Genomic DNA, 26154 nt, shown 5'->3' on the forward strand with positions numbered 1-26154 from the left:
CCGGTGTGGGGACCGGCGACGACCATTCCTTGCAACCGATAGGACAATGGACCTCATGAGTTCCACCGTGCCCGCGCACGACAGCACCAACCCGAACGACAGCACCTCCCCTCACAGCAGCTCGGCGCACGAGACCGCGCCGGACTCGGGCATCGACCCGAACCTGCTGACGGCCTACGCCCTCTGGGCCGTGTTCCGCCGCCCCGTCGGGCAGGTCACCCGCGTCGGTGACGACGGCGTCGCCGAACTGGACGCAGTAGTCGCCCGCGGCGCCGAGCACGGCGTCACGATCCGCGGCTTCTACGACGTCTCCGGCTTCCGCGCCGACGCCGACGTGATGATCTGGCTGCACGGTGACGACGCCCAGGCGATCCAGGCGGTGCTGCGCGACGTCCGTCGGACCGCGCTCTTCCAGGACGCCGAACCCGTCTGGCACGCGATGGCCATGCACCGCGAGGCCGAGTTCAACAAGCGGCACACCCCCGCGTTCCTCCGCGGCAAGGACCCCGAGGCCTGGATCACGGTGTACCCGTTCGTCCGGTCCTACGAGTGGTACCTCCTGCCGGAAGAGGAACGCTCGAAGATGCTCCGCGACCACGGCATCCAGGGCGCCAAGTACCGCCGCGTCCTGACGAACACCATCGCGTCCTTCGCGCTCGGCGACTACGAGTGGATCCTGCCGCTCGAGAGCCCCGACCTCGTCGACCTCGTCGACCTGATGCGCGACCTCCGCTACACCGAAGCCCGCATGCACGTGCGCGAAGAAGTCCCCTTCTACACGGGTCGTCGCGTGACGACCGCCGAACTCCCGGAGGTGCTGTCATGACCGACACCAGCCAGATCTCGAACGGTCGCCCCGTCCTCGCCGCCACGGCAGCTGCCGCGTCCGGCCCCGAGCACGTCGAGGTCCCGACGACGTACGACGCCATCCTGCTCGCCGGCTTCGGCGGTCCCGAGGGCCAGGACGACGTCATCCCGTTCCTCCGCAACGTCACCCGTGGCCGCGGCATCCCGGACGAGCGACTCGAAGAGGTCGCCCACCACTACCGGCACTTCGGCGGCGTCAGCCCGATCAACGCGCAGAACCGCGCGCTCAAGGCCGCGCTCGAAGCCGAGCTCGAGCGTCGTGGCATCGACATGCCCGTGCTCTGGGGCAACCGCAACTGGGACCCCTACCTCGCCGACGCCTTCAAGGAGGCGGCCGACAAGGGCTACGGCAAGCTCATCGCGATCGCCACGAGCGCCTACTCGTCGTTCTCCAGCTGCCGCCAGTACCGCGAGGACTACGCGCGCGTGCTCGACGAGACCGGCCTGATCGACACGATCCAGATCGACAAGGTCCGGCAGTTCTTCGACCACCCCGGCTTCGTGCAGCCCTTCGTCGACGGCGTCCGTGACGGCCTCGCCCGCGCGATCGCCGAGAACGACGGTCTCGACATCGCCACCGAGCTGCGCATCCTGTTCTCCACCCACTCGATCCCGTCGACCGACGCAGCCAAGTCGGGCCCGGACTTCCGGGGCTTCGGCGACGGCGGTGCGTACGCCGCCCAGCACGAGGCCGTCGCACAGGTCGTCCTCGACCAGGCCTGGGCCGAGCTCACCGAGCAGCCGGAGCACGCGCACCTGCAGGGCACGACGAAGCCCACGTGGAAGCTCGTCTACCAGTCGCGGTCGGGCCCCCCGACGCAGCCGTGGCTCGAGCCCGACATCAACGACTACATGAACGAGGAGCTCAAGGGCGGCCCCACCCGCGCCGTGCTCATCGTGCCGCTCGGCTTCGTCAGCGACCACATGGAGGTCATGTGGGACCTCGACGAGGAAGCCACCGAGACCGCCGGTGAGCTCGGCTACTGGTCGCTCCGCACGCAGACGCCCGGCATCGACCCGGCCTACGTCGCGGGCCTGATCGACCTGGTCCTCGAGCGCGTCAACGGCGTGCCGACGTCCGAGCGTCCGCACGTCACGGACATCGGCCCCTGGTACGACGTCTGCCGTCCCGGCTGCTGCGAGAACGAGCGGGCCGGGTTCAAGCCGGCTGCCGCGGGTCTGGCGCCGTGACCGAGGACACCCCGACGCCGATCCGCCTCGGCACCCGCGCCAGTCGCCTGGCGGTCGCCCAGTCCCAGGACGTGGCCGACCGCCTGGCGGCGGTGTCGGGGCGCCCCGTCGAGCTCGTCACCGTCACGAGCGAGGGCGACACGAACCGCGCCTCCCTCGCGAGCCTCGGCGGCACCGGCGTGTTCGCCAGTGCCCTGCGGGAGGCCCTCGTCGCGGGAGAGGTCGACGTCCTCGTCCACTCCCTCAAGGACCTGCCCACCGCGCCGTACCCGGGGCTGACCATCGCCGCCGTGCCCAAGCGCGCGGACGCCCGCGACGTCCTGGTCGCCAGGAACGCCGCGACGATCGACACCCTGCCCGAGCACGCCAAGGTCGGTACGGGGTCACCGCGTCGCGCCGCGCAGCTCCGTGCGAAGCGCCCGGACATCGACGTCGTGGACATCCGCGGCAACATCGACACCCGGCTCGGTCGGGTGGACGACGACCTCGACGCCGTGGTGCTCGCCGCCGCCGGACTCAGCCGCATCGACCGCCTCGGCGAGGCCACCGAACTGCTCGACCTCGGCTTCTGGCCGAGCGCGCCGGGGCAGGGCGCGCTGGCGATCGAGACCCGCGCTGACGAGTCCGACCGCAACCTGCTCGCCGCGCTGCGCAAGATCGACCACGCCCCGACCCGCCTCACGGTGGCGGCGGAGCGGGAGGTCCTCGCCAAGCTCGAGGCCGGCTGCTCGGCCCCGATCGGTGCCACGGCCATCGTCGACACCGAGATGCTGCTCGTCTCCGCCACGGTCTACCGTCCCGACGGCACCGAGTACCGCACCGCGTCCCACGCCGCGGTCCTCGACGGCTCCCCGCAGGACCGCCTCGACGAGGCCCTCGAGGTCGGTGGTCGCGTCGCGACCGAGCTGCTCGAGAACGGCGCGGGCGAGCTCGCCGACCTGGCCGACACGGTCGCCGAGGACACCACCGACGGCCCGTACACCGCAGGCCCGGGTCTCGCGACCCCGGCAGAGTAGGACGACCACCACGACCCCCGCCGTCGCCGCCACGGACCAGGACCCACCCCCGGTGGTCCTCGTCCCGCGCGGTGGCGCGTGGGGTGACCGGGTCGCGGCAGCCGCACGCGAGCGCGGGCTCGACCCCGTGGTCGTGCCGCTCATCGCGACCGAGCCGCCGGTTGACGCAGCCGAGCTCGACCGTGCGGTCGGTCGTCTGGTCGCCTCCCACCCGGACGGGAGGCCCCACTCGCCCTCCAGCGTCGGTGACCAGCCCGACGTGGCCGGGTACACCTGGCTCGTGGTGACCAGTGCGACGGCCGTCACGGTGCTCGCCGGACGCGTGCCGAGCCTCCCGTCCGGTCTGTCGGTGGCGGCGGTCGGTGAGCCGACCGCGCGTGCCGCCCGTGCTGCCGGGTGGCCCGTCGCCCTCGTGCCGCAGGACGCCTCGGCGGCGGCCCTCGTCGCTGCCCTGCCGGACACCGACGGCACCGTCCTGTTCCCCCGCTCCGAGATCGCCGCACCGACCCTCGTCGACGGGCTGCGCTCCCGCGGCATCGCCGTCGACGACGTGGAGGCGTACCGTACCGTGGGGACCGGCGACGAGCCGGTCGCCCTCGACCCGACGCCCGACGCGGTGCTCGTGACGAGCGGCAGTGTCGCCCGCGAGATCGCCCGCCGGATGACCCCGCTCGACCCCAGGACCCTCGTGGCCTGCATCGGTCCCGGCACCGCCACCGACGCCCGGGCAGCCGGTCTGACGGTCCACGTGGTCGCACCGACCAGGTCCGCCGAAGCCCTCCTCGACGCCGTCGTCGAGGCCCTGCACCAACCCGCCCCCCACCAGGAAGGTCACCCGTGACTGGACGCTTCCCGCAGGTCCGCCCCCGACGACTGCGTGCCACCCCCGCCATGCGACGGCTCGTCGCCGAGACCCGGCTGCACCCGGCCGAGCTCGTGCTGCCGATGTTCATCCGCGAAGGCGCCACCGACGCCGTCGACATCTCGAGCATGCCGGGCGTGCAGCAGCACTCGCTCGACTCGTTCCGTCGGGCGCTCGTGGGTGCGGCGGAGCAGGGCGTCGGCGGGGTCAACCTGTTCGGCGTACCTGTCACGAAGGACGCCGACGGCTCCGGCGCGACCGACCCGGACGGCATCCTCAACGTGGCGATCCGGGTGGCGCGTGAAGAGGTCGGGGACGCCCTCGTGGTGCAGTCCGACCTGTGCCTCGACGAGTTCACCGACCACGGACACTGTGGCGTGCTGGCGGCTGACGCCTCGGTCGACAACGACGCCACGCTGCTGCGCTACCGCGACATGGCGGTCGCCCAGGCCGAGGCGGGCGCCGAGCTCGTCTGCCTGAGCGGGATGATGGACGGCCAGATCGCCGCCGCGCGGGACGCCCTCGACACCGCCGGGCACTCGGGCACCGCGCTGCTGGCGTACGCCGCGAAGTACGCCTCGGCGTTCTACGGCCCCTTCCGTGAGGCCGTGTCGTCCTCGCTCGTGGGGGACCGGCGGACGTACCAGATCGACGCCGCCAACGGTCGACAGGGCCTGCGCGAGGTCGCCCTCGACGTCGACGAGGGCGCCGACATCGTCATGGTGAAGCCCGCGATGAGCTACCTCGACGTCCTCGCCGAGACCGCGGCGACCTCGCCCGTGCCGGTGTGGGCGTACCAGATCTCCGGCGAGTACGCGATGATCACCGCGGCCGCCCAGAACGGCTGGATCGACCGTGACGCCGCCGCGATGGAGTCGCTCGTCGGCATCAAGCGCGCCGGCGCGGACGCGATCCTGACCTACTTCGCCGTGGACATCGCGCGGAAGCTCAACGAGGAAGCGGGCCTCCGCACCTCGGGCAGCACCGCGGACGTCGCCGGCATCGCCTCGACCGGGAAGGCCCCAGAATGACCACGGCACCGACCACGAACGGCCAGCTCTTCAGCCGTGCGAAGAACAGCATCCCCGGCGGCGTGAACTCGCCCGTCCGCGCGTACGGCTCGGTCGGCGGCACGCCCCGCTTCCTCGTCGCCGCGAAGGGCGCGTACGTCACCGACGCCGAGGGTCGCGAGTACGTCGACCTCGTCGCCTCGTGGGGCCCGGCGATCCTCGGGCACGCCCACCCGGGCACCGTCGAGGCCGTGCAGCAGGCCGCCGCGCGCGGGCTGTCGTTCGGCGCGTCGACGCCGGGGGAGACCGAGCTCGCCGAACTCGTGAAGCAGCGGGTCTCGGTCGACGGCGACGGGCCCATCGAGAAGCTCCGCATGGTGTCCACCGGCACCGAGGCCACGATGACGGCGATCCGTCTCGCCCGCGGCTACACCGGCCGTGACCTCCTGGTGAAGTTCGCCGGGCACTACCACGGCCACTCCGACTCGCTGCTGGCCGAGGCCGGTTCCGGCGTCGCGACCCTGGCGATGCCGGGCAGTGCGGGCATCACCGCCGAGACGGCCGCGCAGACGCTCGTGCTGCCGTACAACGACCTCGACGCCGTGCGCGCCGCGTTCGACACCCACTCCGAGCGCATCGCCGCCGTCATCGTCGAGAGCGCTGCCGCCAACATGGGCGTCCTGGCGCCCGATCGCGGCTTCAACCGCGAGCTGGCCCGGATCACGCAGGCGCAGGGCGCGCTGCTCATCGTCGACGAGGTGCTGACCGGCTTCCGCGTCGGTGCGGCCGGCTGGTGGGGCCTCGAGGCCTCGAAGGTCGTCCCCGACGGCGCCGGGTGGAAGCCCGACCTCATCACGTTCGGCAAGGTCATCGGCGGCGGCATGCCCCTCGCCGCACTCGGTGGTCGTCGCGAGGTCATGGACTTCCTCGCCCCGCTCGGCCCCGTCTACCAGGCCGGCACCCTGTCCGGGAACCCGCTCGCGGTCGCCGCGGGCATCGCCACGCTCCGTGCGGCGACGCCGGAGGTCTACGCGCACCTCGACCGCACCGCAGCGACCATCGCGGCCGCGACGAGCGAAGCACTCTCCGCCGAGGGCGTCGCCCACAGCGTGCAGCGTGCCGGCAACCTGTTCTCGTTCGCGTTCTCCGAGCAGGCGCCGCGCAACTACGACGACGTCCGGGCGCAGGACGTCTGGCGGTACGCACCGTTCTTCCACGCCATGCTCGACGCCGGGGTGACCCTGCCGCCGAGTGTGTTCGAGGCGTGGTTCGTCACCGCGGCCCACGACGAGCGTGCCGTCGGGCGGGTGCTCGACGCGCTGCCGGCTGCGGCGAAGGCTGCGGCGGCCGCGACGGTCTGACGCGCGGGCGGCGCCGGCGTCCCGAGACGCCGGTGTCTGGCGCGAGACGGGGGTGTCTGGCGAGTGTGGAGTGTGTCGAGACGCCGGTGTCTGGGTGAGACGCCGCCGAAGTCTCCAGACGCCGCGGAAATTGGCGGCGTCTCGGCGAAGGTGAGGCGTCTCGTCGAGACACCGGCGTCTCGCACCACTCGGGCGGTCGGATCCTCACCGAAACACCGGCGTCTCACGTGTGACGGTCCTGTCCTCGTCGAGACACCGGCGTCTCGGCGACACCCCGAGGGGCCGGCCGTAGGCCGAGACGGGCGTCTCACGCCCCGCGCGACGACCTGGAGGCTCGCCCCGGCTCCGCAGCGCGGCGTGCGTGCCAGCGCCCCTCGTCCCGCACGATGACGAGCGGGAAGTCGAACGCGTGGGACACCGCCGCCGAGGTGATGACGTCCTCCGCGGGACCCTGCGCGACCGCGGCACCGTCCCGCAGCAGGAGCGCGTGCGAGGTCGAGGTCGGCAGGTCCTCGAGGTGGTGCGTGACCATCACGCTCCCGAGCTCGGGGTGCCGCTGACGCAGTGCGTCGACGGTGTCGAGCAGGTGCTCGCGGGCGGCGACGTCGAGCCCGGTCGCGGGCTCGTCCAGCAGCAGCAGCTCGGGCTCCGCCATCAGCGCCCGGGCGATGAGCGCACGGCCGCGTTCCCCCTGCGAGAGCACGGGCCAGCGGGCGTCGCTCCGTGGCGAGAGCCCCACGTCGGCGATGTGCTGCTCGGCACGCTCGACCTCGTCGTCCGTGGGGGACCACCGCGTCATCAGGTCGGTCGTGCCCGTCAGCCCGGTGAGCACGGTCTCGCGGACGGTCAGCGGCGAGAGCATGCGGTGGCGCGGGTCGACGTGGCCGATGCGCTCGCGGAGCGCCCGGACGTCGACCCGACCCAAGCGGTTCCCGAGGATCTCCACCGTGCCGGCGGAGGGGTGCCCGGTGGCGCCGAGCACGGCGAGCAGGGTCGACTTGCCGGCACCGTTCGGCCCGAGGAGCGCCCAGTGCTCCCCGCGCCGGACGGTCAGGTCGACGTCGTGCAACAGGTCACGGCCCGAGCGCGTCACGCGGACGCCCTCGGCGTGCAGGAGGACAGAGTTCACCACCCCATCGTCGCGCATCCGGAGACCGACCCCGGACCCTGCCGCGGGTGTCAGGCCCGTGCGGCGCGGAGCGTCTGCAGGTGGTCGTCGAGCGTCCGGGCGAGTGCGCGGATCACGGCGGCGGCCGCTTCGCCGTCGCGCCCGGTCACGGCGGCGCGGAGCGGGTCGAGCGCCTGCTTGACGTCCCAGAAGATGAACTCCTCGGCGGTCAGCGCGAGGAACTGCACGCGCGGCACGAGGGAGCCCGTGAAGGTCTCGAGCAGGGCGTTGTCGGTCGCGCGCACGAGCAGGACCAGCAGGGCGGTGAGGTCACGGTTGACCGCGCGGTCCTCGGACTCGGCGTGGGAGCGGAGGTCCTCGATGATCCCGAGCGCTGCCTTCTCGCCGGCGGCGTCGAGCTTCGGGACACCCCAGCGGGCGCCGAGTTCGGCGAACCCGAGCATCACCTGGAGTGCGTCGTCGAACTGCTTCGCCGAGGGCGTCGCGATGCGGGTGTAGCGGTTCGCCTCCATGTCGACGAGGCCGTAGTCGACGAGCTTGGCGATCGCCTCGCGGATCGGCGTGCGGCTGACGCCGAGCCAGCGGACGAGCTCGTCGTCGTTGAGCCGCTCACCGGCCTGGAGCGTGCCGTCCTGGATCGCAGCGAGCATCTTCTCGAGCACCACGTCGCGCAGCAGCTTGCGCGGGGAGTTCTCGACGGTCGACTTGGGTACCGGCATTCCGGACTCCTCACGTGACGGACGGTCTTGTATCCCACATCCTAACGAGTCATTCTGCAAACGTTTGTGAATCGTGATGTTCCAGGGGTCACCGGGTGACGTCGACGATGGTCCGCCCGTGGACGGCGCCCGCGATGACGTCCGGTCCGAGCGCGATCGCGTCCTCGAGCCCGACCGTGCGGGTGACTCGGGAGAGCAGCCGCGGGTCGAGGTCAGCGGCGAGCAGGTCCCACGCCGCACGACGCAAGGCGGCGGGGGCGTCGACGGAGTTGATGCCGAGCAGGGAGACCCCGCGGAGGATGAAGGGCAGCACGGTGGTGGGCAGCTGCACGTCCTGCGCCAGCCCGCACGCCGTCACGGCCCCACCCCACCGGGTCGACGCGAGCAGGTTCGCCAGGGTCGCCCCGCCCACACTGTCCACGGCGCCGGCCCACACGGCCTTCTGCATGGGCCTGCCCGGTTCGCTGAGCGTGGCGCGGTCGACGACGTCCGTCGCACCGAGCGCCTGCAGCGACGCCCGGTTGGACAGTCGCCCGGTGGAGGCGGTCACCGCGTACCCCCGGGCTGCGAGCAGCGGGATCGCGACCGAGCCCACACCGCCGGACGCCCCCGTGACGACGACGGGACCGTCGGCGGGGCTGACGAAGCGTGCGAGCGCCAGCACGCTCAGCGCAGCCGTGAAGCCGGCCGTGCCGATCGCGGCGGCGAAGTCGTCGGACACGGCGTCGGGGAGCACCACCAGCGACGCCGCGGGGACGACCGCCCGCGTGGTCCAGCCGCCGTGCCGGTGCTCACCGGCGCCGGCACCGTTCAGCGTGACCCGGTCACCGATCGCGACGTCGTGCACGCCCGGCCCCACGCCGGCGACCGTGCCGACCACGTCCACGCCGGGCACGAGCGGGTCGATCCGCGCGACGCCGGGGTCACCCGCGAGCGCGAGCCCGTCCTTGTAGTTGACGCTCGAGTACGTCACGTCCACCAGGGCCTCGCCCTCGCCGGGGTCTGGGACGTCGACCTCGGTGATGGTCGGGGCGGTGGAACGGGAGACGAGGACGGCGCGGCTCATGCGCCGGACGCTACCCCGAGCCTCCCGGCCGGGTGCACCAGGCACAGTGACGGACGGGACCCGCCCCAGGCGTCAGCCGAACAGGATGGCGGCCTCGTCGAAGCGCGACTGCGGCACGGTCTTCAGCTCGCCGAGCGCGTCCTCGAACGACACGTGCACGATCTCGGTCCCGCGCAGCGCGACCATGCGGCCCCAGCGCTGCTCGACGACGGAGTCCACGGCGGCGAGTCCGAGCCGCGTCGAGAGCACGCGGTCGTACGCGGTCGGCGTGCCACCGCGCTGGATGTGTCCCAGCGTGGTCGCACGGGTCTCGATGCCGGTCATCTCCTCGATGAGCGGGGCGAGTCGCTCGCCGATCCCGCCGAGCCGCGGTCGGCCGAAGGCGTCGAGGCCGCGCTCCGAGTGGGCGTTGTCCTCGTGGTCGGGGACGAAGCCCTCGGCGACGACGACGAGCGGGGCGCGTCCGCGGTCGTAGGCCGAGCGGACCCACGAGGCGATCTGGTCGAGCGACGTCTTCTGCTCGGGGATCAGGATCGCGTGCGCGCCGGCGGCCATGCCCGACTGCAGCGCGATCCAGCCGACGTGCCGGCCCATCACCTCGGCGACCATGCAGCGCGAGTGGGACTCACCCGTCGTGCGGAGGCGGTCCATGGCCTCGGTCGCGATCTCCACCGCGGTGTCGAAGCCGAACGTGTAGTCCGTCGCGCCGAGGTCGTTGTCGACGGTCTTCGGCACGCCGACGATCTTCAGTCCGGCGTCCGTCAGGCGCTTGGCGGCGGCCAGGGTGCCCTCGCCGCCGATCGCGATGATGGCGTCGATGCCGTGTCGGGTGAGCACGCGCTCGATGTTCTCGACGCCGCCGTTCGGGCCCTCGAAGGGGTTCGTACGGCTGGTCCCGAGGATCGTCCCGCCCTGCTTCGCGATGCCCTGGATGTCCTTGCGGCCGAGCGGGACGATGTCGCCCTCGACGACGCCGCGCCAGCCGTCCCGGAAGCCCACGAACTCGTACCCGTGGATCGCGATGCCCTTGAGGACCGCAGCCCGGATGACGGCGTTGAGACCGGGGCAGTCGCCGCCGGAGGTGAGGATGCCGATGCGCATGGGAGGGCTCCGATGTCGGGTGGGTGGGACGGGTCCCATCTTGGCCGACAGTGGTTTCGCTTACCATCCCTGTCATGCAGCAGGTCCGTCTCGAATCGCGTCCCACGGGCGGCGCGCGTCTCGACACGGTCTACCGGCCAGGAGGCCCGCTCGACCTGGCAGCGACCCTCCGGCCCCTGCAGCGCGGCTCCGGCGACCCGGCCTTCCGCGTGGTCGGCTCCGACGTGTGGCTCGCGCTCCGGACGCCGGCGGGTCCCGCGTCCGTGCTGCTCCGGCGGACCGGGGACGCGGTCGCGATCTCGGCGTGGGGCGACGGCGCCACGTGGGCCGTCGAGCACGCCCCGGACCTGCTCGGCCGCGGGGACGACTGGTCCGACCTCGACGTCACCGCGCACCGGTTCGTCGCCGACGCCCGGCACCGGCAGCCCGGGCTCCGGCTGTGCCGCACGAACACCGTCGTCGCGATGCTCGTGCCGGCGATCATGGAGCAGAAGGTCACTTCGCGTCAGGCCTGGGGTGCGTGGCGGTACCTGCTGCGGCGTCACGGCACGGCGGCTCCCGGACCGGCACCCGTCGGCATGGTCGTGCCGCCGTCCGCTGCGGAGTGGGCGCGCATCCCGAGCTGGGAGTGGCACCGCGCCGGCATCGAACCCGGGCGGAGCGCCACGGTCATGCGGGCGGTCAAGGTCGCGGCGTCCCTCGAGCGCACCCTGTCCCTCGGCCGCGGTGGCGCCGTCGTGGCCGCGCGGCTGCAGTCGATCCCGGGCATCGGGGTGTGGACGGCCGCCGAGACCACGCAGCGCTCCCACGGCGACCCGGACTCCCCGAGCGTCGGGGACTTCCACGTGCCGGCGCTCGTCGGGTGGGCGCTGACGGGCGGCCCCGTGGACGACGACGGCATGCTCGAGCTGCTCGAACCGTGGCGCGGGCACCGGCACCGGGTCGTCCGGCTGATCGGCGGCAGCGGCTTCCGGAAACCGGCGTTCGGACCGCGCATCACGATCCAGGACCACCGCCACCACTGACGGCGGTGTCCGGGCCGCGTGCCCTGCTGCTCAGTCGACCAGGTCGGCCGGGCCCAGCGCGCTCTGGAGGCGGGCGCTGACGGACCGGAGCGTGTCCGCGTCGTCGGCCACGGGCCTCCAGAACAGCTGCTCGAGTGCCGCGGTGTGCGCGCGGATGCCGGCGAGCACCGCTCGGCGCCCGTCCGGGGTCATCACGACCCAGCTGCCCCGTCCGTCGGTCGGGCAGTCCGTGCGCTCGACGAGTCCGCGGGAGACCATGCGGGTGACCTGGTGGCTGACGCGCGACTTCTCCCAGCCGATGCCCGCCGCCACGTCGCGGACACGCAGGCGGTGGTCGACCTGGCGGTGCAGGCCGATGAGGATCTCGAACTCGGGCGTGGAGATGCCGGCGCCCTGCTGGACGGCGTGGTCGAGGGCCCGGTCCAGTCGTCGCCAGACGTCGTGGTACGCGTCCCACGTGGCCCAGTCATGGACCCCGTCGCCCTGCTTCGACATGTCGTCAGCGTATCCACCCAGACGGCCAGCCGTGGGCAGGCCGTCCGGGTCGCCCCACCGGATCATCCGTCGGGATGACGCTCAGCTGACTCTTCGCCGTCGTCCGGCGCGCTCCGAGGTCATGCCGGTGGGTCCCCATACGATCGATCCATGGCGACCGCTCGACTCCAGGACTGCACCGACGACGTCGTCGCCCTCGTGCGGCGGTGGGTCGCCGCGTCCGCCGACGTGAAGCCCGACCCGGGTGCGGCGCGGCTGGCGGCGGTCCTGCGCGACGAGCAGGGCCTCGACTTCACGCTCGGGTTCGTCGACCGGGTCGTCCGACCAGAGGACCCGCGGGTCGCCGCTCGGCAGCTCGAGGAGATCAGCCAGGACGTCCCCGACGAGCTCGCGTGGTACCTCCGCGGTGCCGTGACGCTCGGCGGCGGCTTCGCGACGATGGCGCCGTGGGCCGTCGTCCCCACCGCCCGCCGGATCCTGCGCCGGATGGCCGGGCACCTCGTCGTCGACGCGACGCCGGCCAAGCTCGGACCGGCCCTCGCGAAGGTCGCTGGCGGCGCGACCGTGCTCGACGTCCACCTCCTCGGGGAGACGGTGCTCGGGGTCGCGGGGAGTGACCGACAGCTGCAGCGCACCATGGACCTCGTCCGGCGCGACGACGTCGACCGCGTGACCGTCTCGGCGAGCACCGTCGTGCCGCAGATGTCCCTCTGGGCGTTCGACCAGACCGTGGAGCGCATCGCCGACCGGCTCGAGCCGCTGTTCCGGCTCGCGGCGTCGACCCCGGGCACCGAGGGCCGTCCGACCACGTTCGTGACGCTCGACACCGAGGACCACCACGACCTCGACGTGACCGTCGCCGCCTTCCGCCAGCTGCTCGACCGTGACGAGTTCCTCGGGCTGCCCGCCGGCGTCATGCTGCAGGCCGCCCTGCCCGACACCGCCGGTGTGCTGGAGTCCCTGACCGAGTGGGCCGTCGCCCGCCGGGCCCGCGGCGGAGCGCCGATCACCGTCCGGCTGACCGAGGGCGCCTCGCTGGCGACCGAGCGCGTCGACGCACTGCTGCACGACCGGCCGCTCGCGACCTGGGGCACGTCGACCGAGACCACCACCGCGGCCCTGCGGCTGCTCGACACCGCGCTCACCCCGGAGCGCACCGACGCCGTGCACGTCGGGGTCGCCACGCAGGACCTCTTCGCCGTCGCGACCGCGTGGGTGCTCGCCGAACGGCGCGGGGTGACCGACGCGGTGGAGGTCGAGATGCAGCTCGGCATGACCGCGACGCACGCCGACGCCGTCCGTGCCGACGTCGGGCGGATCGTGCTGTCCACCCCGGTCGTCCACCCCGACGAGTTCCGCTCGGCGATCGGCTACCTCGCCCGACGGCTGCAGCAGAACGCCGACCCGCAGGGCTCCGCCGCCAGTGCCTTCGAGATCGACCACGACCAGGCCGCCTTCGAGCGGGAGCACCAGCGCTGGCTCAGCGCCGTCGCCGCGCTCGACGCCCCCGTGGCGGCGACGCACCGCACGCAGGACCGCCGTCGTGCCCTGGGCGAGCCCGTCCCGGCCGTGTCGACGACCACCTCGGACACCGACCCGACGGTCCCTGCCAACCGGGCCTGGGCCGCCGACGTGTTGCGTCGCGTGCCGGCGTCGAAGGCCGGGGCGCAGACCATCCGCGGCTCCCGGGTGCTCGACCGCACCAAGCTCGAGCGGATCATCCGCAGCACCGCGCAGGCCGGCGTCAACTGGGGGCGGCAGGACCCGGTCGACCGCGCCGAACTCCTCGACCTGATCGCCCACGAGCTCGAGACCCGTCGCGCCGATCTGGTCGAGGCCGCCGTCGCGGAGACCGCTGCCACCCTCACCGAGGCCGACGCCGAGGTCAGCCAGGCGGTCGACCACGCGCACATCGCCGCCGAGCAGGCCCGCGGACTGCTGGAGGTCACCGACGCGGCCTTCGTGCCCCCGCGCCTGACCGTCGTCGCGCCCTCGTGGGACTCCCCGATCGCGGCCACCGCCGGCGGGGTGCTCGCCGCGCTCGCCGCGGGCAGCGGCGTGCTGCTGAAGCCGGCGCCCGAGGCCAAGCGGACCGGGGCCGTCCTGGCCGACGTGCTGTGGGACGCCGGGGTGCCGCACTCGCTCCTGCAGCTCATGGACCTCGACGAGGACGTCCTCGGGCGCCAGCTCATCGCGCACCGGGCCGTCGACCGCATCCTGCTCACGGGCTCCACCGAGACGGCGAGGTCCTTCACGTGGTGGCGCGCCGGACTCCCGCTCACCGCGGACACGACCGGCAAGAACGCGATCGTGGTCACCCCCTCGGCGGACTTCGACCTCGCCGTGCAGGACGTCGTCCGCTCCGCGTTCGGGCGGGCCGGGCAGCAGCGGACGGCGGCGTCCCTCGTGGTACTGGTAGGTTCCGTCGGCGAGAGCGAGCGCTTCCGCCGTCAGCTCGTCGACGCCACGCGCTCCCTCCGGGTGGCCTGGCCGGACGACCCCGCGGCGCAGATGGGCCCGCTCGTCCACGAACCGGCCGGTGCCGCACTGCGCGGGCTCACCGAGCTCGGCCCGGGGGAGACCTGGCTCGTGCAGCCAGAGGCGCTCGACGACTCCGGTCGGCTCTGGTCCCCGGGCATCCGCGACGGTGTCCGACCGGGCAGCGACTTCCACCAGACCGAGTACGGCGTGCCGGTGCTCGGCATCATGCGCGCCGAGACGCTCGGGGACGCGATCGCGATCCAGAACGGCACGGACTTCGGCCTCAGCGCCGGGCTCCACTCCCTCGACGTCGACGAGGTCTCCGACTGGCTGCACCGTGTCCGGGCCGGCGACCTCGTCGTCAACCGCGCCACCACGGGATCGGTCGTCCGACGCCAGCCGCCCGGTGGCTGGAAGCGGTCCGCGGTCGGCCCCGGCACGAAGCCCGGCGGGCCGTCGTACGTCGCCTCGCTCGGGCGCTGGGAGCCGGTGCCCCGGACGGTGCACCAGAGCATCCAGCTGCACGGGTTGCCGGCGCGGGTCGCCGCCGTGATCGAGGCCGCCCGCAGCGGGCTGCGGTTCGAGGAGTTCGACCAGGTCCGGGCAGGCGCACTCAGTGACGTGCGGGCGCGCAAGGCCCGGTTCGGAACCGCGCGGGACACCGCCGGGCTCGGCGTCGAGCGGAACGTCCTCCGCTACCGGCCCCAGTCCGTGATCCTGCGCCAGGCGGAGTCGGCCTCCAGCGGGGACTTCGTCCGGGCGCTCGTCGCCGCGACCGCCGCTCGTGCACACGTCCTCCTGAGCACGGCCCGCCCGCTGCCTGGTCCCCTCACGCAGCTCTTCGCCGCCAACCGGCCGCCGCTCGACGTCGTCGACCACCTCGTCGAGTCGGACGAGGAGTTCCTCGCCCGTGCGGAGTCGGGCGCGGTGTTCCGCGACAACTGGTCGAACCCGACCGAAGAGCCGGAGGACGCCATCGACATGGTGCTGGCGCAGTCGCGCGAGCAGCCGAAGCACACCGCGTTCGGCGGCCCGGGGGCGCGCATCCGGCTGATCGGCGGGGACGCACTGGCGCTCGAGGAGGCGCTCGGCGCCAGCATCGACGTCGCGATCTTCGACGCACCGGTCGTCGAGGCCGGCCTGATCGAGATGCTGCCGTACCTCCGCGAGCAGTCGGTGTCGATCACCACGCACCGCTTCGGGTCGATCGACCCCCGGTTCGCCGCCCTGCGCATCTGACCTGCCAGGTCCGCGTTCGTTGCGGACGCGACCAGGGCCTCCAGGCTGGTCCTGGTCCTGGTCCTGGTCCTGGTCCTGTGCAGCGGGACGGGACGCTGATCCCGCTCGGCGGAGATGACGGATCCGGTCGGCGGAACGCGAGTCCCGCCGACCGGATCGGTCAGACATCCGAACGAGAACGGGTCAGTCCTCGGTGTCGCCCTCGTCCTCGGCCTCGACGCCGGTCTCGTCCATGCGGTCGCGCAGGTGGTCGGCCATCGACGCGGCACCCTCGGACCCGTGGTCGTGGTTCACCTGCTCGATCAGGCCGGACAGCTTCTCGTGGTTGGTCGCGTCCGTGGCGCCGTCCATGACGGGTTCGGTCTGCTCGTTGTCACTCATGATCGGGACGCTACGCGCGGTTCCCGTGCGTGCTCGTGGGTCTGTCCGGTCTGTGCCTCGAACTGGGGGAGACAGCTCCTCTGTCCCCCTTTCGGTGGACCGGCTAGTGTCGTCCCCAGCGAGCCACACCCGATCGGCGGTTCCCCTGACTGCCGCAGGTTCGCACGAAGCATCGACGCTCCGGTCCCTCTGGAGCGTCCCTGCGCCCGGGGCCGGGGCGCCCTTGCTCGACCCGGCCTCGACCGGGTCTCGACCGGGGTCCGACCCCGCCTCGACCGGGTCTGGGTCAGCGCTTCCGGCCGGTCCCCACGAGGGCGATCTCAGCCACGGCCAGGCCCGTCGCCAGCCAGAACTGGCGCCTGCCGATCCGACCCCACCGGCCGCCGAGCAGCATCAACGGCAGCATCGTGACCGCGTGTCCGGCATCGATCGCGGCACCGAGGGTGTGTGCGTTGCCGGAACCGGCCCGGAGGAGCAGCGCGGCCTGCACCAGGTGGCGCACCCCGAGGACACGGTGGAACGCGGCCGTCCCGCTCGTGGCGTCGACCCCACGTCGGGCGCTGGCGAGGTGTTCGACCCCGAGCCCGGCGCGGACGCCCTCGGCGACGGTCTGACGCTGCACGAGTGCGGCGCGGACCGCGCGCTGGCGGCTCATCGTCGGCGTCCCGCTGCGACGGCGACCGCACCGGCGATGCCGAGCGCTGCGCCGATGATCCCGTTGCCGAGACGACGGTTCTCCACCCACCAGGTCTGCGGCGACCAGGCGTGCGCGTTCTCGTCGAACACACCGTGTGCGCCGTGGTCGCCCTCGACGGGGTCGTAGAGGTTCGACGGCAGCGACTGGCCGTCCTTCGAGGCGATCTGCTGCCCGGAGACCAGGGTCTTCGCGGCGTACCAGTCGGCGAAGCGCCCGCTGATCCGGTTGCCGAGGATCGTGTAGACGGTGGACTCGCCGACCCAGGTGCGGCGGCGGGGCCGCTCGGCGGTCGCGGCGATGGCGCGGGCACCGACCTCGGGCTGGTAGATCGGCGCGACGGGCTGCGGGTGGTGCGGCAGCTGCGACTTGACCCAGTTGAACTGGATCGTGTTGAGCGCCGGCATGTCGACGCGGGACACCTGCACCTTGCTGCCCTGCTCGATGAGCTCGGAGACGACGGACTCGGTGAACCCGACGATCGCGTGCTTGGCCCCGCAGTACGCGGCCTGCAGCGGGATGCCCCGGAAGCCGAGCGCCGAACCGACCTGGATCACGTGGCCGTGGTCGCGCGGCACCATGCGCGTGAGTGCGGCGCGGGTGCCGTTCACGAAGCCGAGGTACGTCACGTCCAGGGCCCGCTCGAAGTCCTCGGGCGCGGTGTCGAGGAAGCGGCCGAAGACGCCCACCATGACCCCGTTCACCCAGAGGTCGATCGGGCCGAGCTCGGCCTCGATGCGGTCAGCGGCGCGCTCGACGGCCTCGCGGTCGGCGACGTCCACGGAGAGTGCGAGACCGCGCTGCCCGGCGGCCACGACCTCGGCGGCCGCGGCGTCCACGCCCTCCTGGCCGCGGGCGATCACGGCCACGTCCCACCCCTTGGCGGCGAGCTCCCGCACCGTCGCTCGTCCGAGTCCTGCCGAACCACCGGTCACCACTGCCACACGTGTCATGCCTCCAGTTGTACGCACGCCCCGGCGCCGTCACTCAGCGATGTCCCCCGGGCGCGCTGCCCGGCGGGCAGACTGAGCGGCATGGACACCCACGAGGACGACGTCATCGAGGAAGCCCCGCCCTCCTGGGTCCTGCGGACGCCGACTCGGCGGCGGGAGGTCTGGCCCCTGCCGGCGTTCGCCGCGGTCCTCGCCGTGGTGCTCGTCGTCGTCCCCGTGCGACTCGGCGACCCGGTCTCGGTCGTCGTCGGATCCGTGTCGGGCTTCGCCGTGACGGCCGGCGCGGTCATGCTGGCCGTCGCCGGACGGACGGCCTACCGGGAGCAGTCGCGTGCGGCCTCCTGGCGGTTCCACGTGGTGGGGGTGGTCCTCGGGTTCGGCACCGCGACGATCCTGGCGCTCGGCAGCCTGGCACGGGGCCACTTCATCGGTCTGGGTTCTGGCGGCCTCTTCATGGCCTGGCAGGTCTTCCTGCTCGCGCGCTCGGTCCCGCGGTTCGACCGGCTCGTCGCCGCCGTCTGCGCGACGGCGCTCGCCGTGGGCGGAGCGACCCTTGCGGTGCTCGGCGTGGTCCTGCCGGACGTCCCGGAGTCGCGCGAGGCCGTCTGGATCGGCCCGGGCACCCTCGTCGCGGTCGTGGCCGCGGTCGTCGCCGTGCTCCAGTTCCGTGTCGCCCGTACCGCGCCGCCAGACTGAGCGAGCGCGCTCGGCGTGCTCAGCGCCCGGCACCGAACCGCGTCGTGACACCGGGGGAGTACAGCACCGAGTCCGGCGCCAGCGACGTCAGCGCGAGCGGCAGTCCGGCGGCGCCGATCAGGTCGTCCCGGAGCGTCGCGATCGACCCTCGGTGCAGCGCCCACGGCTCGTGCTCGTTCGGCCAGTAGCGCGTCGCGCCGGCCCGTCGCACGTGCATGCCCCACCGTGCCGTCAGGAAGGTCTCGAGCGTGCTCGGCTCCGCGATCGCCTCGCCCACGTCGACCTCGACGAGGGAGCGCAGGTGTGACCCGTGCCGCCGCATCGCATACCCGACACGGCCGTCGCCGGAGCGGTACTCGGCGTTCGCCCACCAGTACGGCAGGCCGGTGGCCACGCGGGCGCCGATCGTCGGCAGGAGCTTCCCCGCGTCGAGCGACAGGAACACCACCCCGTGCTGCCCGTGTTCGTCCAGCGTGTAGACGCGCACGTTGACCTCGACGAAGTCGCCGATCGACCCGGTCCGGCCCAGCGGCCCGAGCAGCGGGAACCGGGTGTCCTCGAACCGGAACCCGATGAGGCCCACCCAGGTGGTCACGCCGTCGTCCACCCCGTCGACGCTCATCGTGTCGGGCCGCGTCCCGGCGGGCAGCAGGGGAGCGACGGCGGACACGTCGACGCGCCAGTGCACGAAGACGACGTCGAGCCAGTCCTGCGAGATCCAGGGACGGCCCGTCAGGCCGGGGGCGACGGACTGGAGGCTCGGCACGGCTCCCACGGGTCGGCTGTCGGTCACGGGGTGCTCGGGTCGTCACGATGGCGGGTCACGGGAGCATCGTCCCACCCGGTCTGCGGCGTCGCACAGGTCCCTCGGAACACGTACTGCGACGGACGCTTCCGTTCGTTCGACACCCAGTCGATCGCTGGACGCCGACGTTCGGGCGGCAGGTACCCGATCCGGTACACGGCCATCAGCTCGAGCTCCGGCGGGACCTCGAGCAGCTGTTCGACCTCGGTCCACGACTCCTCGATCTCCATCGGGAACGAGACGAACTGGATGCCGAGGCCGAGTTCGGTCGTCGCGAGCCAGATGTTCTCCATCGCCGCACCCATGCTGAACACCGAGTAGAACGCGTTCCTCGCTTCCTTCCGGTACTCGGCACGGTCGAGCATCACGCCGAGCAGCAGCGGCGACCCGGCCACGAGCTTCCGGTTCTCCTCGCCGAGGGTCTGCGGCACCCGGAGCGTGTTCAGCAGGAACTGCCCGCGCTTGGTGAACACCTGGCCGGTGAACGGGCGCAACGGCTTCGGGAGCTTGTCGAAGAGCATGCCGTCACGGCGCTCGTCCATCTCCGCCTGGCTGAACCGGAAGTAGGGCCGGTACCGCTCGAAGAACGTGCCCTCCGACATCGTGCGGGTCATCGCCCGCCCGCTGATCGCCGCGACCTGGTCGATCGTCGACCGTTCCTCGACCAGCACGAAGCGCCACGGCTGGCTGTTCAGCTGCGACGGAGCCCGGCCGGCCAACTCGACCAGGAGCCGCTGGTGCTCCTCGGACACGGGATCCGGCAGGAACGCACCGTTCGTCGTGCGTCGGCGTCGGATGGCCTCGATGAGCTCCACTGCTGTCCTCCCTGGCGTCAGCGTCCGCCCGCGAGCACCGCCCCCAGGTAGGACGGAGCGGCGGCGACCGCGACTTGCCAGTGTGCTCCGGAGCGGGGGTCCGTCCGTGGAGCAACGGCCAGCGGGACGAGTGCCGGCAGCAGGAACAGGGCCGCGCGTGACCGTGTCCACAGCGGTGTCGTCGCGGCCACGCCCGTCAGGGCAGCGGTCACGACGAACAGCCCGTGGTGCACGACCCGCAGGCGCTTCGTCCGGATCACGCGGACGGCCACGGCGGTGCCCCAGGCACAGTTCGCGACGTAGGCGAGCGCCGCTGCCTTGACCAGCCGCCGGGCCGGACCCCGGCCTGCCGGAGCCGCGCCGAGCCTCCTGGCTGTGTCCTGCCGCCGCATGACGTCGACGGTACGCGACCATCTGTCCACCGCACGGCAGAGAGCTGATGTGTGATGTTCCAGTTGTGGGACAATTGGACCATGACTGCACCCGACCGTCTCGTCTTCGTCGACGTCCTCCGTGGGTTCGCGCTCTTCGGCATCCTCTTCGTCAATGCCATCGACATCACCGGTGTCGGGTCGGGATGGGTCCGGGCGCACGAGACCGCGCTGCCCCCTGACCCGGTGCGCGACCTGCTGTACGCCACGACGCAGACCCGCTTCGTGCCGATCTTCAACACGCTCTTCGGGGTCAGCCTGTTCTTCGTGCTCTCCGGTGCGCGTGCACGGTCCCCGCGGCCGTGGCTCGTGATGCTGCGGCGGCTCGTCGGACTCGTGCTCATCGGCGTGGTGCTGATGCTCGTGTACCCGGGGAACGTGCTCTACGAGTACGGCGTGGCCGGGCTGCTGGTCCTGGCGGTCGTCATGCTGGCACCGCGCTGGGCGACGCTCGGTGCCGGGCTCGTGCTGACCGTCGGGGCCTACGCCCTCACCGGCGGTGGGCTGCTCGCGACACCGGGGCTGATGCTGCTCGGAGCCGGACTGGCCGCGTACGGCGTCCCCAAGGCCCTCGGTGCAGCGGGCCCGGCGGCCGCCGTGGTCTTCGGCGCCTCGGCCCTGATGAGCGTCCCGCTGGTGTGGTGGCAGGTCGCGGCCGGTGGCGGTGACCCGCGGTTCTCGACGCTCGGCGGGGTCGCCGGTGTCGTGATGGCGGTGGCGTACACGACCGGACTGGCGCTGCTGTGGCAGACGCCGCTCCGACGCGCACTCGCCTGGTTCTTCGAGCCGCTGGGCCGGATGGCGCTGACGAACTACGTCGTCGCGGCGATCGTCTTCGCGGTCGGCGCTCGGCTCCTGGACTTCTCGATGTCGACCGAGGTCTGGCCCGTCGTCGTACTGGGGCTCGTCGTCATCGTGCTGCAGTCGATCGGCAGCCGTCTCTGGCTCGCCCGGTTCGTGTACGGCCCGGTCGAGTGGGTTTGGCGCACGGCGACGTGGCTGCGGCCTGCGGCGTTCGTACGGTCGGCCAGCTGACCTCTGAGGACGTCGGGGCTACGCGGACTCGCGCGAGACCAGGCGGGACAGCACGATGGCGGAGCGCGTGTGGTCCACCTGCGGTGCCAGCCGGACGCGATCGAGCGCTTCCTCAAGCGCCGGCAGGTCCTTCGACCGCATGTGCACCACGGCGTCGGCACTGCCGGTGACGGTGCCGGCGTCGACGACCTCCGGCACGGAGTCGAGCAGCATGCGGAGTTCGTCGGGGGAGACCGTGCCGCGGCAGTACAGCTCGACCCAGGCCTCGGTGCCACGGTCCTCGACCGCGGGGTCGACCTTGATCGTGAACCCGCGGATGACCCCGTCGGCGACGAGCCGGTCCACGCGGCGCTTGACGGCCGAGGCCGAGAGCCCGACGACCGACCCGATGTCGCCGTAGCCGGCACGGGCGTTGTCCCGGAGCTGGTCCAGGATGCGGTGGTCGAGCGAGTCCATCGGCAGTCATCGTACGCGCAGTCGTTGCGAGCACGTCGGGGTGCACGCACGAAACGTGCGTGATCTGGTGCTGTGACGGACGCAGCGCACTCCCTAGACTGATGCTCGGCGTCGACCTGGTCCGCCGCGGTACCGGTGAGTGAGCCTGCATCTCGCCGAGGTAGGTCCAGTGGTGGTTCCTGGCAGGCTCGGGCCCGAAGTCCCAGGAGGACTCCAGTGTCGAACCCCGAAACCAGCACCGTGTCCGCTCCGGCTCGCACCGCGACGAAGCGCACCATCCTCATGTGCAAGCCCGACTTCTACACGGTCAGCTACCGGATCAACCCGTGGATGCACCCCGAGGACCCGACGGACACCGCCAAGGCCGTCGCCCAGTGGCAGGAGCTGTACGACGTCTACCAGGGGCTCGGCTTCGAGATCCACCTGATCGACCCCGTCGACGGTCTGCCGGACATGGTCTACGCGGCGAACGGCGGGTTCGTGCTCGACGGTGTGGCCTACGGCGCGAAGTTCCAGTACCCCCAGCGTCAGCCCGAGGGCCCGGCGTACATGGACTGGTTCCGCTCCGCCGGCCTGCAGGTCACCGAGCCCGTCGAGACGAACGAGGGCGAGGGCGACTTCCTGCTGGTCGGGGACGTCATCCTCGCCGGCACCGGCTTCCGCTCGGACAGCACCTCGCACGAGGAGATCGCGCGTGTCTACGGCCGTGACGTCATCACCCTGAAGCTGATCAACCCGAGCTTCTACCACCTCGACACCGCCATCGCCGTGCTCGACCCGGAGCCCACCGCCGACGGCACCTCGAACATCGCGTACCTCGAGTCCGCGTTCGACGAGCCCTCGCTGGCGATCCTCCGTGAGCGGTTCCCGGACGCGATCATCGCCACCGAGGAGGACGCCGCCATCCTCGGCCTGAACTCCTACTCCGACGGCTACAACATCGTGATCGCGGCCCGTGCGACCACGTTCGCCGAGCAGCTGCGCGCGAAGGGCTACAACCCGATCGGCGTCGACCTGTCCGAGCTCCTCCTCGGTGGCGGCGGCGTGAAGTGCTGCACGCTCGACCTGCACCCGGTCGGCACCGGCAACTCCGTCGCGCGGTCCTGATGGACACCGCACCGGACACCACGCCGGGCAGCGGGACGGCCGCAGGCACCTCCGTGACCGGCATGAACACGGCCGCGGCGCTCGCCGTCGAGGACCGTGCGCTCGCCCACAACTACAGCCCGCTGCCCGTCGTCATCGCCTCCGGTGACGGCGCCTGGGTGACGGACGTCGACGGCAAGCGCTACCTGGACGGACTCGCCGCGTACTCGGCGGTGAACTTCGGCCACGGCAACCCGCGGCTGCTCGACGCTGCCAGGGCGCAGCTCGACCGGGTGACCCTGACGAGCCGCGCGTTCGTCAACGACCGCCTCGGCCCGTTCGCCGAGTCGCTCGCCGCCCTCACCGGCACGGACATGGTCCTGCCGATGAACACCGGTGCCGAGGCCGTCGAGTCCGCGATCAAGGTGTCGCGGGCCTGGGGCTACCGGGCGAAGGGCGTGCCGGAGGGGCAGGCCACGATCATCGTCGCCGGCGGGAACTTCCACGGCCGCACGACGACGATCATCTCGTTCTCCGACGACCCCGACGCGCGCAACGACTTCGGCCCGTACACGCCGGGGTTCCGCACCGTGCCGTACGGCGATGCCGCTGCGCTCCGAGCGGCGATGGACGAGTCCGTCGTCGCCGTGCTGCTCGAGCCGATCCAGGGCGAGGGCGGCGTGGTCATCCCGCCCGCCGACTACCTGCCGGCGGTCCGCGAGGTCTGCGACGAGTTCGGCGCGCTGTTCATCGCCGACGAGATCCAGTCCGGCCTCGGTCGCACCGGTCACACCCTCGCGGTGTCCCGCGTCGGCGTCCGGCCCGACCTCGTCACGCTCGGCAAGGCCCTCGGTGGCGGCATCGTCCCGGTGTCCGCGGTCGTCGGGTCGCGCGAGGTGCTCGGCGTCCTGCGTCCGGGTGAGCACGGCTCCACGTTCGGCGGCAACCCGCTCGCCGCGGCCGTCGGTGCCGAGGTCGTCGCGATGCTCGACGAGGGGACGTTCCAGCAGCGGGCCCTCGCGGGCGAGCCGGTCCTGCGTGCCCTGCTCGACGAACTCGTCGGGCACGGCGTGGTGTCGCACCGCGTCGCCGGACTCTGGGCGGGCATCGACATCGACCCCGCCATCGGCACCGGCAAGGAGATCGCGAAGGCCATGGCCGCCCGCGGGGTCCTCGTGAAGGACACCCACGGGTCGACGATCCGCTTCGCCCCGCCGCTCGTCGTCACCGACGACGAGGTCGCCACGGCGATCGGGGCCCTGGCCGCGGTCCTGCGCGACCGCAGCTGACCCACCGGGCACGCGCCGATCCTCCCGGCCGGCGCGGGTCCCGGCGCCCATCGAGGGAGCAGGAACCGTCGAGTCGACCCGAACGTCCCGACGATTTCTGCTCCCTCGATGTACCTGGCGCAACCGCGCCAGGCAGCCGCGTCAGACCGCCCAGCGCTCCGCGAGCTGGTCCATCAGCGCGTCGAGTTCCTCGTCCACGACCTGCTCCTCGGGGTGTGCCTCGTACCAGGCGAGCACCTCGCGAGCACCCTGCCGGTAGGTCGTCCGGGGCCGGTACCACGGCACCAGCGACCGGATCTTGCTGTTGTCGAACACCGAGCTGTTGGCCTTGTCGCCGAGCAGCGCCGCGCCCCAGTCCTCGTCGACGGCCGCGATGGCCTCCGCCGGCACGTGCACGGTCTTCAGGTCGTCGACCCCGGCCGCGGCGGCGAGCTCAGCCGCGATCGCGTTCCAGGTCGGTGCCTCGTCGCTCGTGATCGTGAAGGCCTCGCCGATCGCTTCCGCTCGGTCGAGCAGCCCGGTGAAGCCCACCGCGAAGTCGCGGCTGTGGGTCAGCGTCCAGAGCGAGGTGCCGTCACCCGTGATGATGACCGGCTTGCCGGCACGCATGCGCGCGATGGCCGTCCACCCGCCGGTCAGCGGGAGCTTCGTCTCGTCGTAGGTGTGCGACGGCCGGACGATCGTGACCGGGAAGTCCTGCTCCCGGTACGCCTCCATGAGCAGCTCCTCGCACGCGATCTTGTCGCGCGAGTACTGCCAGAACGGGTTCTTCAGCGGCGTCGACTCCGTGATCGGCAGGTGCGTCGCCGGCGTCTGGTACGCCGAGGCCGAGCTGATGAACACGTACTGCCGGGTCCGGCCCGCGAAGAACTCCACGTCCGCCTGCACCTGGTCGGGCGTGAAGGCGATCCAGTTCACCACCGTGTCGAAGTGGCGGTCGCCCAGCACCTCCGCCAGGGCGGTGCGGTCCGACACGTCGGCCTGGAGGCGCGTCACGCTGTCCGGGATCGGCCTGCCTCCGGTGGTCCCACGGTTCAGGACCGTGACGTCGTACCCCTGCTGGGTGGCCTCCGTGACGCATGCGGCGCTGATGACGCCGCTCCCGCCGATGAACAGGACGCTCGCTCCGGTCATTGATGACTCCTTCGTCGTGGTGGTGGTGCGCACTGCACTGTTCCCGATCCTGCACCTCACGCGCTGGGCCGGGCGCCCAGCACTGCCCGGAGGCTCGTCACGTCCTGGGCCCATGCCGCGGCTGCTGGGTGGATCCATCCGAGGAGTTCGACCGCGTAGTCGTGGTCCCGATCGAGGTCGCGGGTGTGGATCGGCTCGTGGTGCGCAGCGCGGTTGCGAACGAAGTGCAGCTGCTGCAGGCGTGCCCGGACCTCGCGCTGACGAGTCAGGAGGTCGTGGGGACCGTGGGGGAACGCGGCGTGGAGAACTGGGATCCAGAGGGTCGTCAGGTAGCGCGACTCCACGAGGTACCGCCAGAACCCGAACGTCAGTTCCGCCACGACACGACCGTGTACCTCGGGACGTCGTCCGTTCCGAGTCGCGCGACCCCTCGCCTTCACCAGGTCGTTCCTGCCCTGGGCGTCCAGGCTCACTTGGTCGAACCAGGTGCTGTTGGGATGTCGCTTCCGGACCCAGGCGATCAGCTCGCGATCGAGCGCGTTCCGCGTGACGACCTCCACGACGCCGACGAGTTCCATCACGCCGGCCGACGCCCGCATGTTCCACTCGTACAGCGTCAGCGCGCGGCGCAGGTCGGGAGTCGCGTCGACGTACGACCGCAGGCGGCTCGGAGTCAAGAGCGAGCGGACCGCATCAGTGCTCGGTGTGCCCCTGTTGCTTCCCATCCGTCCTCCTCGTAGACTGATCCCGAAGACCCCGGAACGATCACTGGCCCAGCCACATCGCCGGGGTTTCGTCTTTCCCACTTCTCCGTGTT

Annotated in this window: 26 protein-coding genes; 12 read left to right on the top strand and 14 right to left on the bottom strand. The window is 72.3% G+C overall.

Annotated elements, in window-relative coordinates:
- The first annotated feature begins 55 nt into the window (after window positions 1-55).
- Genes hemQ through hemL form a run of 6 tightly spaced genes read left to right on the top strand, consistent with a single transcriptional unit; the run spans window position 56 to window position 6307 of the window.
- Window positions 56-826: a hydrogen peroxide-dependent heme synthase gene (gene hemQ / locus BIU98_RS15970; RefSeq protein WP_071279215.1), complete on the top strand. Its 771-nt coding sequence runs from the start codon at window positions 56-58 to the stop codon at window positions 824-826.
- The gene (locus tag BIU98_RS15975) at window positions 823-2058 is read left to right on the top strand and encodes a ferrochelatase (protein ID WP_071278754.1); all 1236 of its coding nucleotides are present in this window, start codon (window positions 823-825) and stop codon (window positions 2056-2058) included. The genes hemQ and BIU98_RS15975 overlap by 4 nt, the downstream gene beginning before the upstream one ends.
- Window positions 2055-3074 carry a hydroxymethylbilane synthase gene (hemC, locus tag BIU98_RS15980; RefSeq protein ID WP_071278756.1) on the top strand — a complete coding sequence of 340 codons (1020 nt, stop codon included), beginning with the start codon at window positions 2055-2057 and terminating at the stop codon, window positions 3072-3074. Before BIU98_RS15975 ends, hemC begins: the two co-directional genes overlap by 4 nt.
- A 52-nt stretch (window positions 3075-3126) precedes the next feature.
- Entirely contained in the window at window positions 3127-3915 is a 789-nt protein-coding gene (locus BIU98_RS15985) for a uroporphyrinogen-III synthase (RefSeq protein WP_071278758.1), read from the top strand.
- The gene (hemB, locus tag BIU98_RS15990) at window positions 3912-4967 is read left to right on the top strand and encodes a porphobilinogen synthase (RefSeq protein WP_302847984.1); all 1056 of its coding nucleotides are present in this window, start codon (window positions 3912-3914) and stop codon (window positions 4965-4967) included. Before BIU98_RS15985 ends, hemB begins: the two co-directional genes overlap by 4 nt.
- Complete coding sequence (gene hemL, locus BIU98_RS15995) at window positions 4964-6307, top strand: glutamate-1-semialdehyde 2,1-aminomutase (protein ID WP_071278763.1); 1344 nt, start codon at window positions 4964-4966, stop codon at window positions 6305-6307. The genes hemB and hemL overlap by 4 nt, the downstream gene beginning before the upstream one ends.
- A gap of 307 nt (window positions 6308-6614) precedes the next feature.
- On the opposite strand, the gene BIU98_RS16000 is transcribed toward hemL, so the two are convergent.
- From BIU98_RS16000 to BIU98_RS16015, 4 genes are all read right to left on the bottom strand, one after another.
- Complete coding sequence (locus BIU98_RS16000) at window positions 6615-7436, bottom strand: ABC transporter ATP-binding protein (RefSeq protein WP_254787967.1); 822 nt, start codon at window positions 7434-7436, stop codon at window positions 6615-6617.
- 50 nt (window positions 7437-7486) lie between these two features.
- Window positions 7487-8155, bottom strand: coding sequence for a GntR family transcriptional regulator (locus BIU98_RS16005; protein ID WP_071278769.1), 669 nt, complete (start codon window positions 8153-8155; stop codon window positions 7487-7489).
- Window positions 8156-8243: 88 nt separating this feature from the next.
- On the bottom strand, window positions 8244-9221 hold the full coding sequence (locus BIU98_RS16010; RefSeq protein WP_071278772.1) for an acryloyl-CoA reductase: 978 nt from the start codon (window positions 9219-9221) through the stop codon (window positions 8244-8246).
- A 72-nt stretch (window positions 9222-9293) separates the two neighbouring features.
- Window positions 9294-10322 carry a 6-phosphofructokinase gene (locus BIU98_RS16015; RefSeq protein ID WP_071278774.1) on the bottom strand — a complete coding sequence of 343 codons (1029 nt, stop codon included), beginning with the start codon at window positions 10320-10322 and terminating at the stop codon, window positions 9294-9296.
- Between the two features lie 74 nt (window positions 10323-10396).
- On the opposite strand from BIU98_RS16015, the gene BIU98_RS16020 reads away from it, so the two are divergent.
- On the top strand, window positions 10397-11347 hold the full coding sequence (locus tag BIU98_RS16020) for a DNA-3-methyladenine glycosylase (RefSeq protein ID WP_071278776.1): 951 nt from the start codon (window positions 10397-10399) through the stop codon (window positions 11345-11347).
- Between the two features lie 30 nt (window positions 11348-11377).
- On the opposite strand, the gene BIU98_RS16025 is transcribed toward BIU98_RS16020, so the two are convergent.
- Window positions 11378-11842, bottom strand: coding sequence for a MarR family winged helix-turn-helix transcriptional regulator (locus BIU98_RS16025; RefSeq protein WP_071279217.1), 465 nt, complete (start codon window positions 11840-11842; stop codon window positions 11378-11380).
- A 150-nt stretch (window positions 11843-11992) separates the two neighbouring features.
- Between BIU98_RS16025 and BIU98_RS16030 the strand changes: the two genes are divergently transcribed.
- Window positions 11993-15562 (top strand): proline dehydrogenase family protein, encoded by a 3570-nt coding sequence (locus BIU98_RS16030; RefSeq protein ID WP_071278778.1) that lies wholly within the window; start codon window positions 11993-11995, stop codon window positions 15560-15562.
- A gap of 183 nt (window positions 15563-15745) precedes the next feature.
- Here the strand turns inward: BIU98_RS16030 and BIU98_RS16035 are convergent, their stop codons facing one another.
- The 3 genes from BIU98_RS16035 to BIU98_RS16045 form a co-directional block, all read right to left on the bottom strand.
- On the bottom strand, window positions 15746-15943 hold the full coding sequence (locus BIU98_RS16035) for a hypothetical protein (protein WP_071278780.1): 198 nt from the start codon (window positions 15941-15943) through the stop codon (window positions 15746-15748).
- A 286-nt stretch (window positions 15944-16229) separates the two neighbouring features.
- Window positions 16230-16598, bottom strand: a complete 369-nt coding sequence (locus tag BIU98_RS16040; protein WP_071278782.1) for a hypothetical protein — start codon at window positions 16596-16598, stop codon at window positions 16230-16232.
- Window positions 16595-17590 carry an SDR family oxidoreductase gene (locus tag BIU98_RS16045; protein WP_071278784.1) on the bottom strand — a complete coding sequence of 332 codons (996 nt, stop codon included), beginning with the start codon at window positions 17588-17590 and terminating at the stop codon, window positions 16595-16597. The genes BIU98_RS16040 and BIU98_RS16045 overlap by 4 nt, the downstream gene beginning before the upstream one ends.
- Before the next feature lie 81 nt (window positions 17591-17671).
- Here BIU98_RS16045 and BIU98_RS16050 point away from each other — a divergent pair, with 81 nt between their 5' ends.
- Window positions 17672-18286, top strand: coding sequence for a hypothetical protein (locus BIU98_RS16050; protein WP_071278785.1), 615 nt, complete (start codon window positions 17672-17674; stop codon window positions 18284-18286).
- 19 nt (window positions 18287-18305) lie between these two features.
- Here the strand turns inward: BIU98_RS16050 and BIU98_RS16055 are convergent, their stop codons facing one another.
- The 3 genes from BIU98_RS16055 to BIU98_RS16065 are packed head-to-tail and all read right to left on the bottom strand — an operon-like array spanning window position 18306 to window position 20298.
- Entirely contained in the window at window positions 18306-19079 is a 774-nt protein-coding gene (locus BIU98_RS16055; RefSeq protein WP_254787970.1) for a YqjF family protein, read from the bottom strand.
- Window positions 19076-19906, bottom strand: a complete 831-nt coding sequence (locus BIU98_RS16060; protein WP_071278787.1) for a nitroreductase family protein — start codon at window positions 19904-19906, stop codon at window positions 19076-19078. Before BIU98_RS16060 ends, BIU98_RS16055 begins: the two co-directional genes overlap by 4 nt.
- Window positions 19907-19923: 17 nt before the next feature.
- Window positions 19924-20298 carry a hypothetical protein gene (locus BIU98_RS16065; RefSeq protein ID WP_071278789.1) on the bottom strand — a complete coding sequence of 125 codons (375 nt, stop codon included), beginning with the start codon at window positions 20296-20298 and terminating at the stop codon, window positions 19924-19926.
- A gap of 81 nt (window positions 20299-20379) precedes the next feature.
- Between BIU98_RS16065 and BIU98_RS16070 the strand changes: the two genes are divergently transcribed.
- Window positions 20380-21372, top strand: a complete 993-nt coding sequence (locus tag BIU98_RS16070) for a DUF418 domain-containing protein (protein WP_175481393.1) — start codon at window positions 20380-20382, stop codon at window positions 21370-21372.
- An 18-nt stretch (window positions 21373-21390) separates the two neighbouring features.
- On the opposite strand, the gene BIU98_RS16075 is transcribed toward BIU98_RS16070, so the two are convergent.
- Window positions 21391-21828 (bottom strand): Lrp/AsnC family transcriptional regulator, encoded by a 438-nt coding sequence (locus BIU98_RS16075; RefSeq protein ID WP_071278794.1) that lies wholly within the window; start codon window positions 21826-21828, stop codon window positions 21391-21393.
- A gap of 216 nt (window positions 21829-22044) precedes the next feature.
- Between BIU98_RS16075 and ddaH the strand changes: the two genes are divergently transcribed.
- Both ddaH and rocD read left to right on the top strand, forming a co-directional pair.
- Window positions 22045-22935: a dimethylargininase gene (ddaH, locus tag BIU98_RS16080; protein WP_071278796.1), complete on the top strand. Its 891-nt coding sequence runs from the start codon at window positions 22045-22047 to the stop codon at window positions 22933-22935.
- Window positions 22936-22997: 62 nt separating this feature from the next.
- The gene (gene rocD, locus BIU98_RS16085) at window positions 22998-24203 is read left to right on the top strand and encodes an ornithine--oxo-acid transaminase (protein WP_071279221.1); all 1206 of its coding nucleotides are present in this window, start codon (window positions 22998-23000) and stop codon (window positions 24201-24203) included.
- Between the two features lie 141 nt (window positions 24204-24344).
- Here the strand turns inward: rocD and BIU98_RS16090 are convergent, their stop codons facing one another.
- Both BIU98_RS16090 and BIU98_RS16095 read right to left on the bottom strand, forming a co-directional pair.
- A complete protein-coding gene (locus BIU98_RS16090; protein ID WP_071278798.1) occupies window positions 24345-25337 on the bottom strand; it encodes an NAD-dependent epimerase/dehydratase family protein in 993 nt (330 codons plus the stop codon).
- Between the two features lie 56 nt (window positions 25338-25393).
- Window positions 25394-26062, bottom strand: a complete 669-nt coding sequence (locus tag BIU98_RS16095) for a hypothetical protein (RefSeq protein WP_071278801.1) — start codon at window positions 26060-26062, stop codon at window positions 25394-25396.
- Between the last annotated feature and the right edge of the window lie 92 nt (window positions 26063-26154).

This window comes from Curtobacterium sp. MMLR14_010, assembly GCF_001865015.1.
GTDB lineage: Bacteria > Actinomycetota > Actinomycetes > Actinomycetales > Microbacteriaceae > Curtobacterium.

What these genes read in the sequence shown, in the direction of transcription:
- hemQ (WP_071279215.1), top strand. Translation starts at nt 56, where the DNA reads ATGAGTTCCACCGTGCCCGCGCACGACAGCACCAACCCGAACGACAGC.
- BIU98_RS15975 (WP_071278754.1), top strand. Translation starts at nt 823, where the DNA reads ATGACCGACACCAGCCAGATCTCGAACGGTCGCCCCGTCCTCGCCGCC.
- hemL (WP_071278763.1), top strand. Translation starts at nt 4,964, where the DNA reads ATGACCACGGCACCGACCACGAACGGCCAGCTCTTCAGCCGTGCGAAG.
- BIU98_RS16005 (WP_071278769.1), bottom strand. Translation starts at nt 8,155, where the DNA reads ATGCCGGTACCCAAGTCGACCGTCGAGAACTCCCCGCGCAAGCTGCTG.
- BIU98_RS16010 (WP_071278772.1), bottom strand. Translation starts at nt 9,221, where the DNA reads ATGAGCCGCGCCGTCCTCGTCTCCCGTTCCACCGCCCCGACCATCACC.
- BIU98_RS16015 (WP_071278774.1), bottom strand. Translation starts at nt 10,322, where the DNA reads ATGCGCATCGGCATCCTCACCTCCGGCGGCGACTGCCCCGGTCTCAAC.
- BIU98_RS16020 (WP_071278776.1), top strand. Translation starts at nt 10,397, where the DNA reads ATGCAGCAGGTCCGTCTCGAATCGCGTCCCACGGGCGGCGCGCGTCTC.
- BIU98_RS16025 (WP_071279217.1), bottom strand. Translation starts at nt 11,842, where the DNA reads ATGTCGAAGCAGGGCGACGGGGTCCATGACTGGGCCACGTGGGACGCG.
- BIU98_RS16030 (WP_071278778.1), top strand. Translation starts at nt 11,993, where the DNA reads ATGGCGACCGCTCGACTCCAGGACTGCACCGACGACGTCGTCGCCCTC.
- BIU98_RS16035 (WP_071278780.1), bottom strand. Translation starts at nt 15,943, where the DNA reads ATGAGTGACAACGAGCAGACCGAACCCGTCATGGACGGCGCCACGGAC.
- BIU98_RS16040 (WP_071278782.1), bottom strand. Translation starts at nt 16,598, where the DNA reads ATGAGCCGCCAGCGCGCGGTCCGCGCCGCACTCGTGCAGCGTCAGACC.
- BIU98_RS16045 (WP_071278784.1), bottom strand. Translation starts at nt 17,590, where the DNA reads ATGACACGTGTGGCAGTGGTGACCGGTGGTTCGGCAGGACTCGGACGA.
- BIU98_RS16050 (WP_071278785.1), top strand. Translation starts at nt 17,672, where the DNA reads ATGGACACCCACGAGGACGACGTCATCGAGGAAGCCCCGCCCTCCTGG.
- BIU98_RS16065 (WP_071278789.1), bottom strand. Translation starts at nt 20,298, where the DNA reads ATGCGGCGGCAGGACACAGCCAGGAGGCTCGGCGCGGCTCCGGCAGGC.
- BIU98_RS16070 (WP_175481393.1), top strand. Translation starts at nt 20,380, where the DNA reads ATGACTGCACCCGACCGTCTCGTCTTCGTCGACGTCCTCCGTGGGTTC.
- BIU98_RS16075 (WP_071278794.1), bottom strand. Translation starts at nt 21,828, where the DNA reads ATGGACTCGCTCGACCACCGCATCCTGGACCAGCTCCGGGACAACGCC.
- rocD (WP_071279221.1), top strand. Translation starts at nt 22,998, where the DNA reads ATGAACACGGCCGCGGCGCTCGCCGTCGAGGACCGTGCGCTCGCCCAC.
- BIU98_RS16090 (WP_071278798.1), bottom strand. Translation starts at nt 25,337, where the DNA reads ATGACCGGAGCGAGCGTCCTGTTCATCGGCGGGAGCGGCGTCATCAGC.
- BIU98_RS16095 (WP_071278801.1), bottom strand. Translation starts at nt 26,062, where the DNA reads ATGGGAAGCAACAGGGGCACACCGAGCACTGATGCGGTCCGCTCGCTC.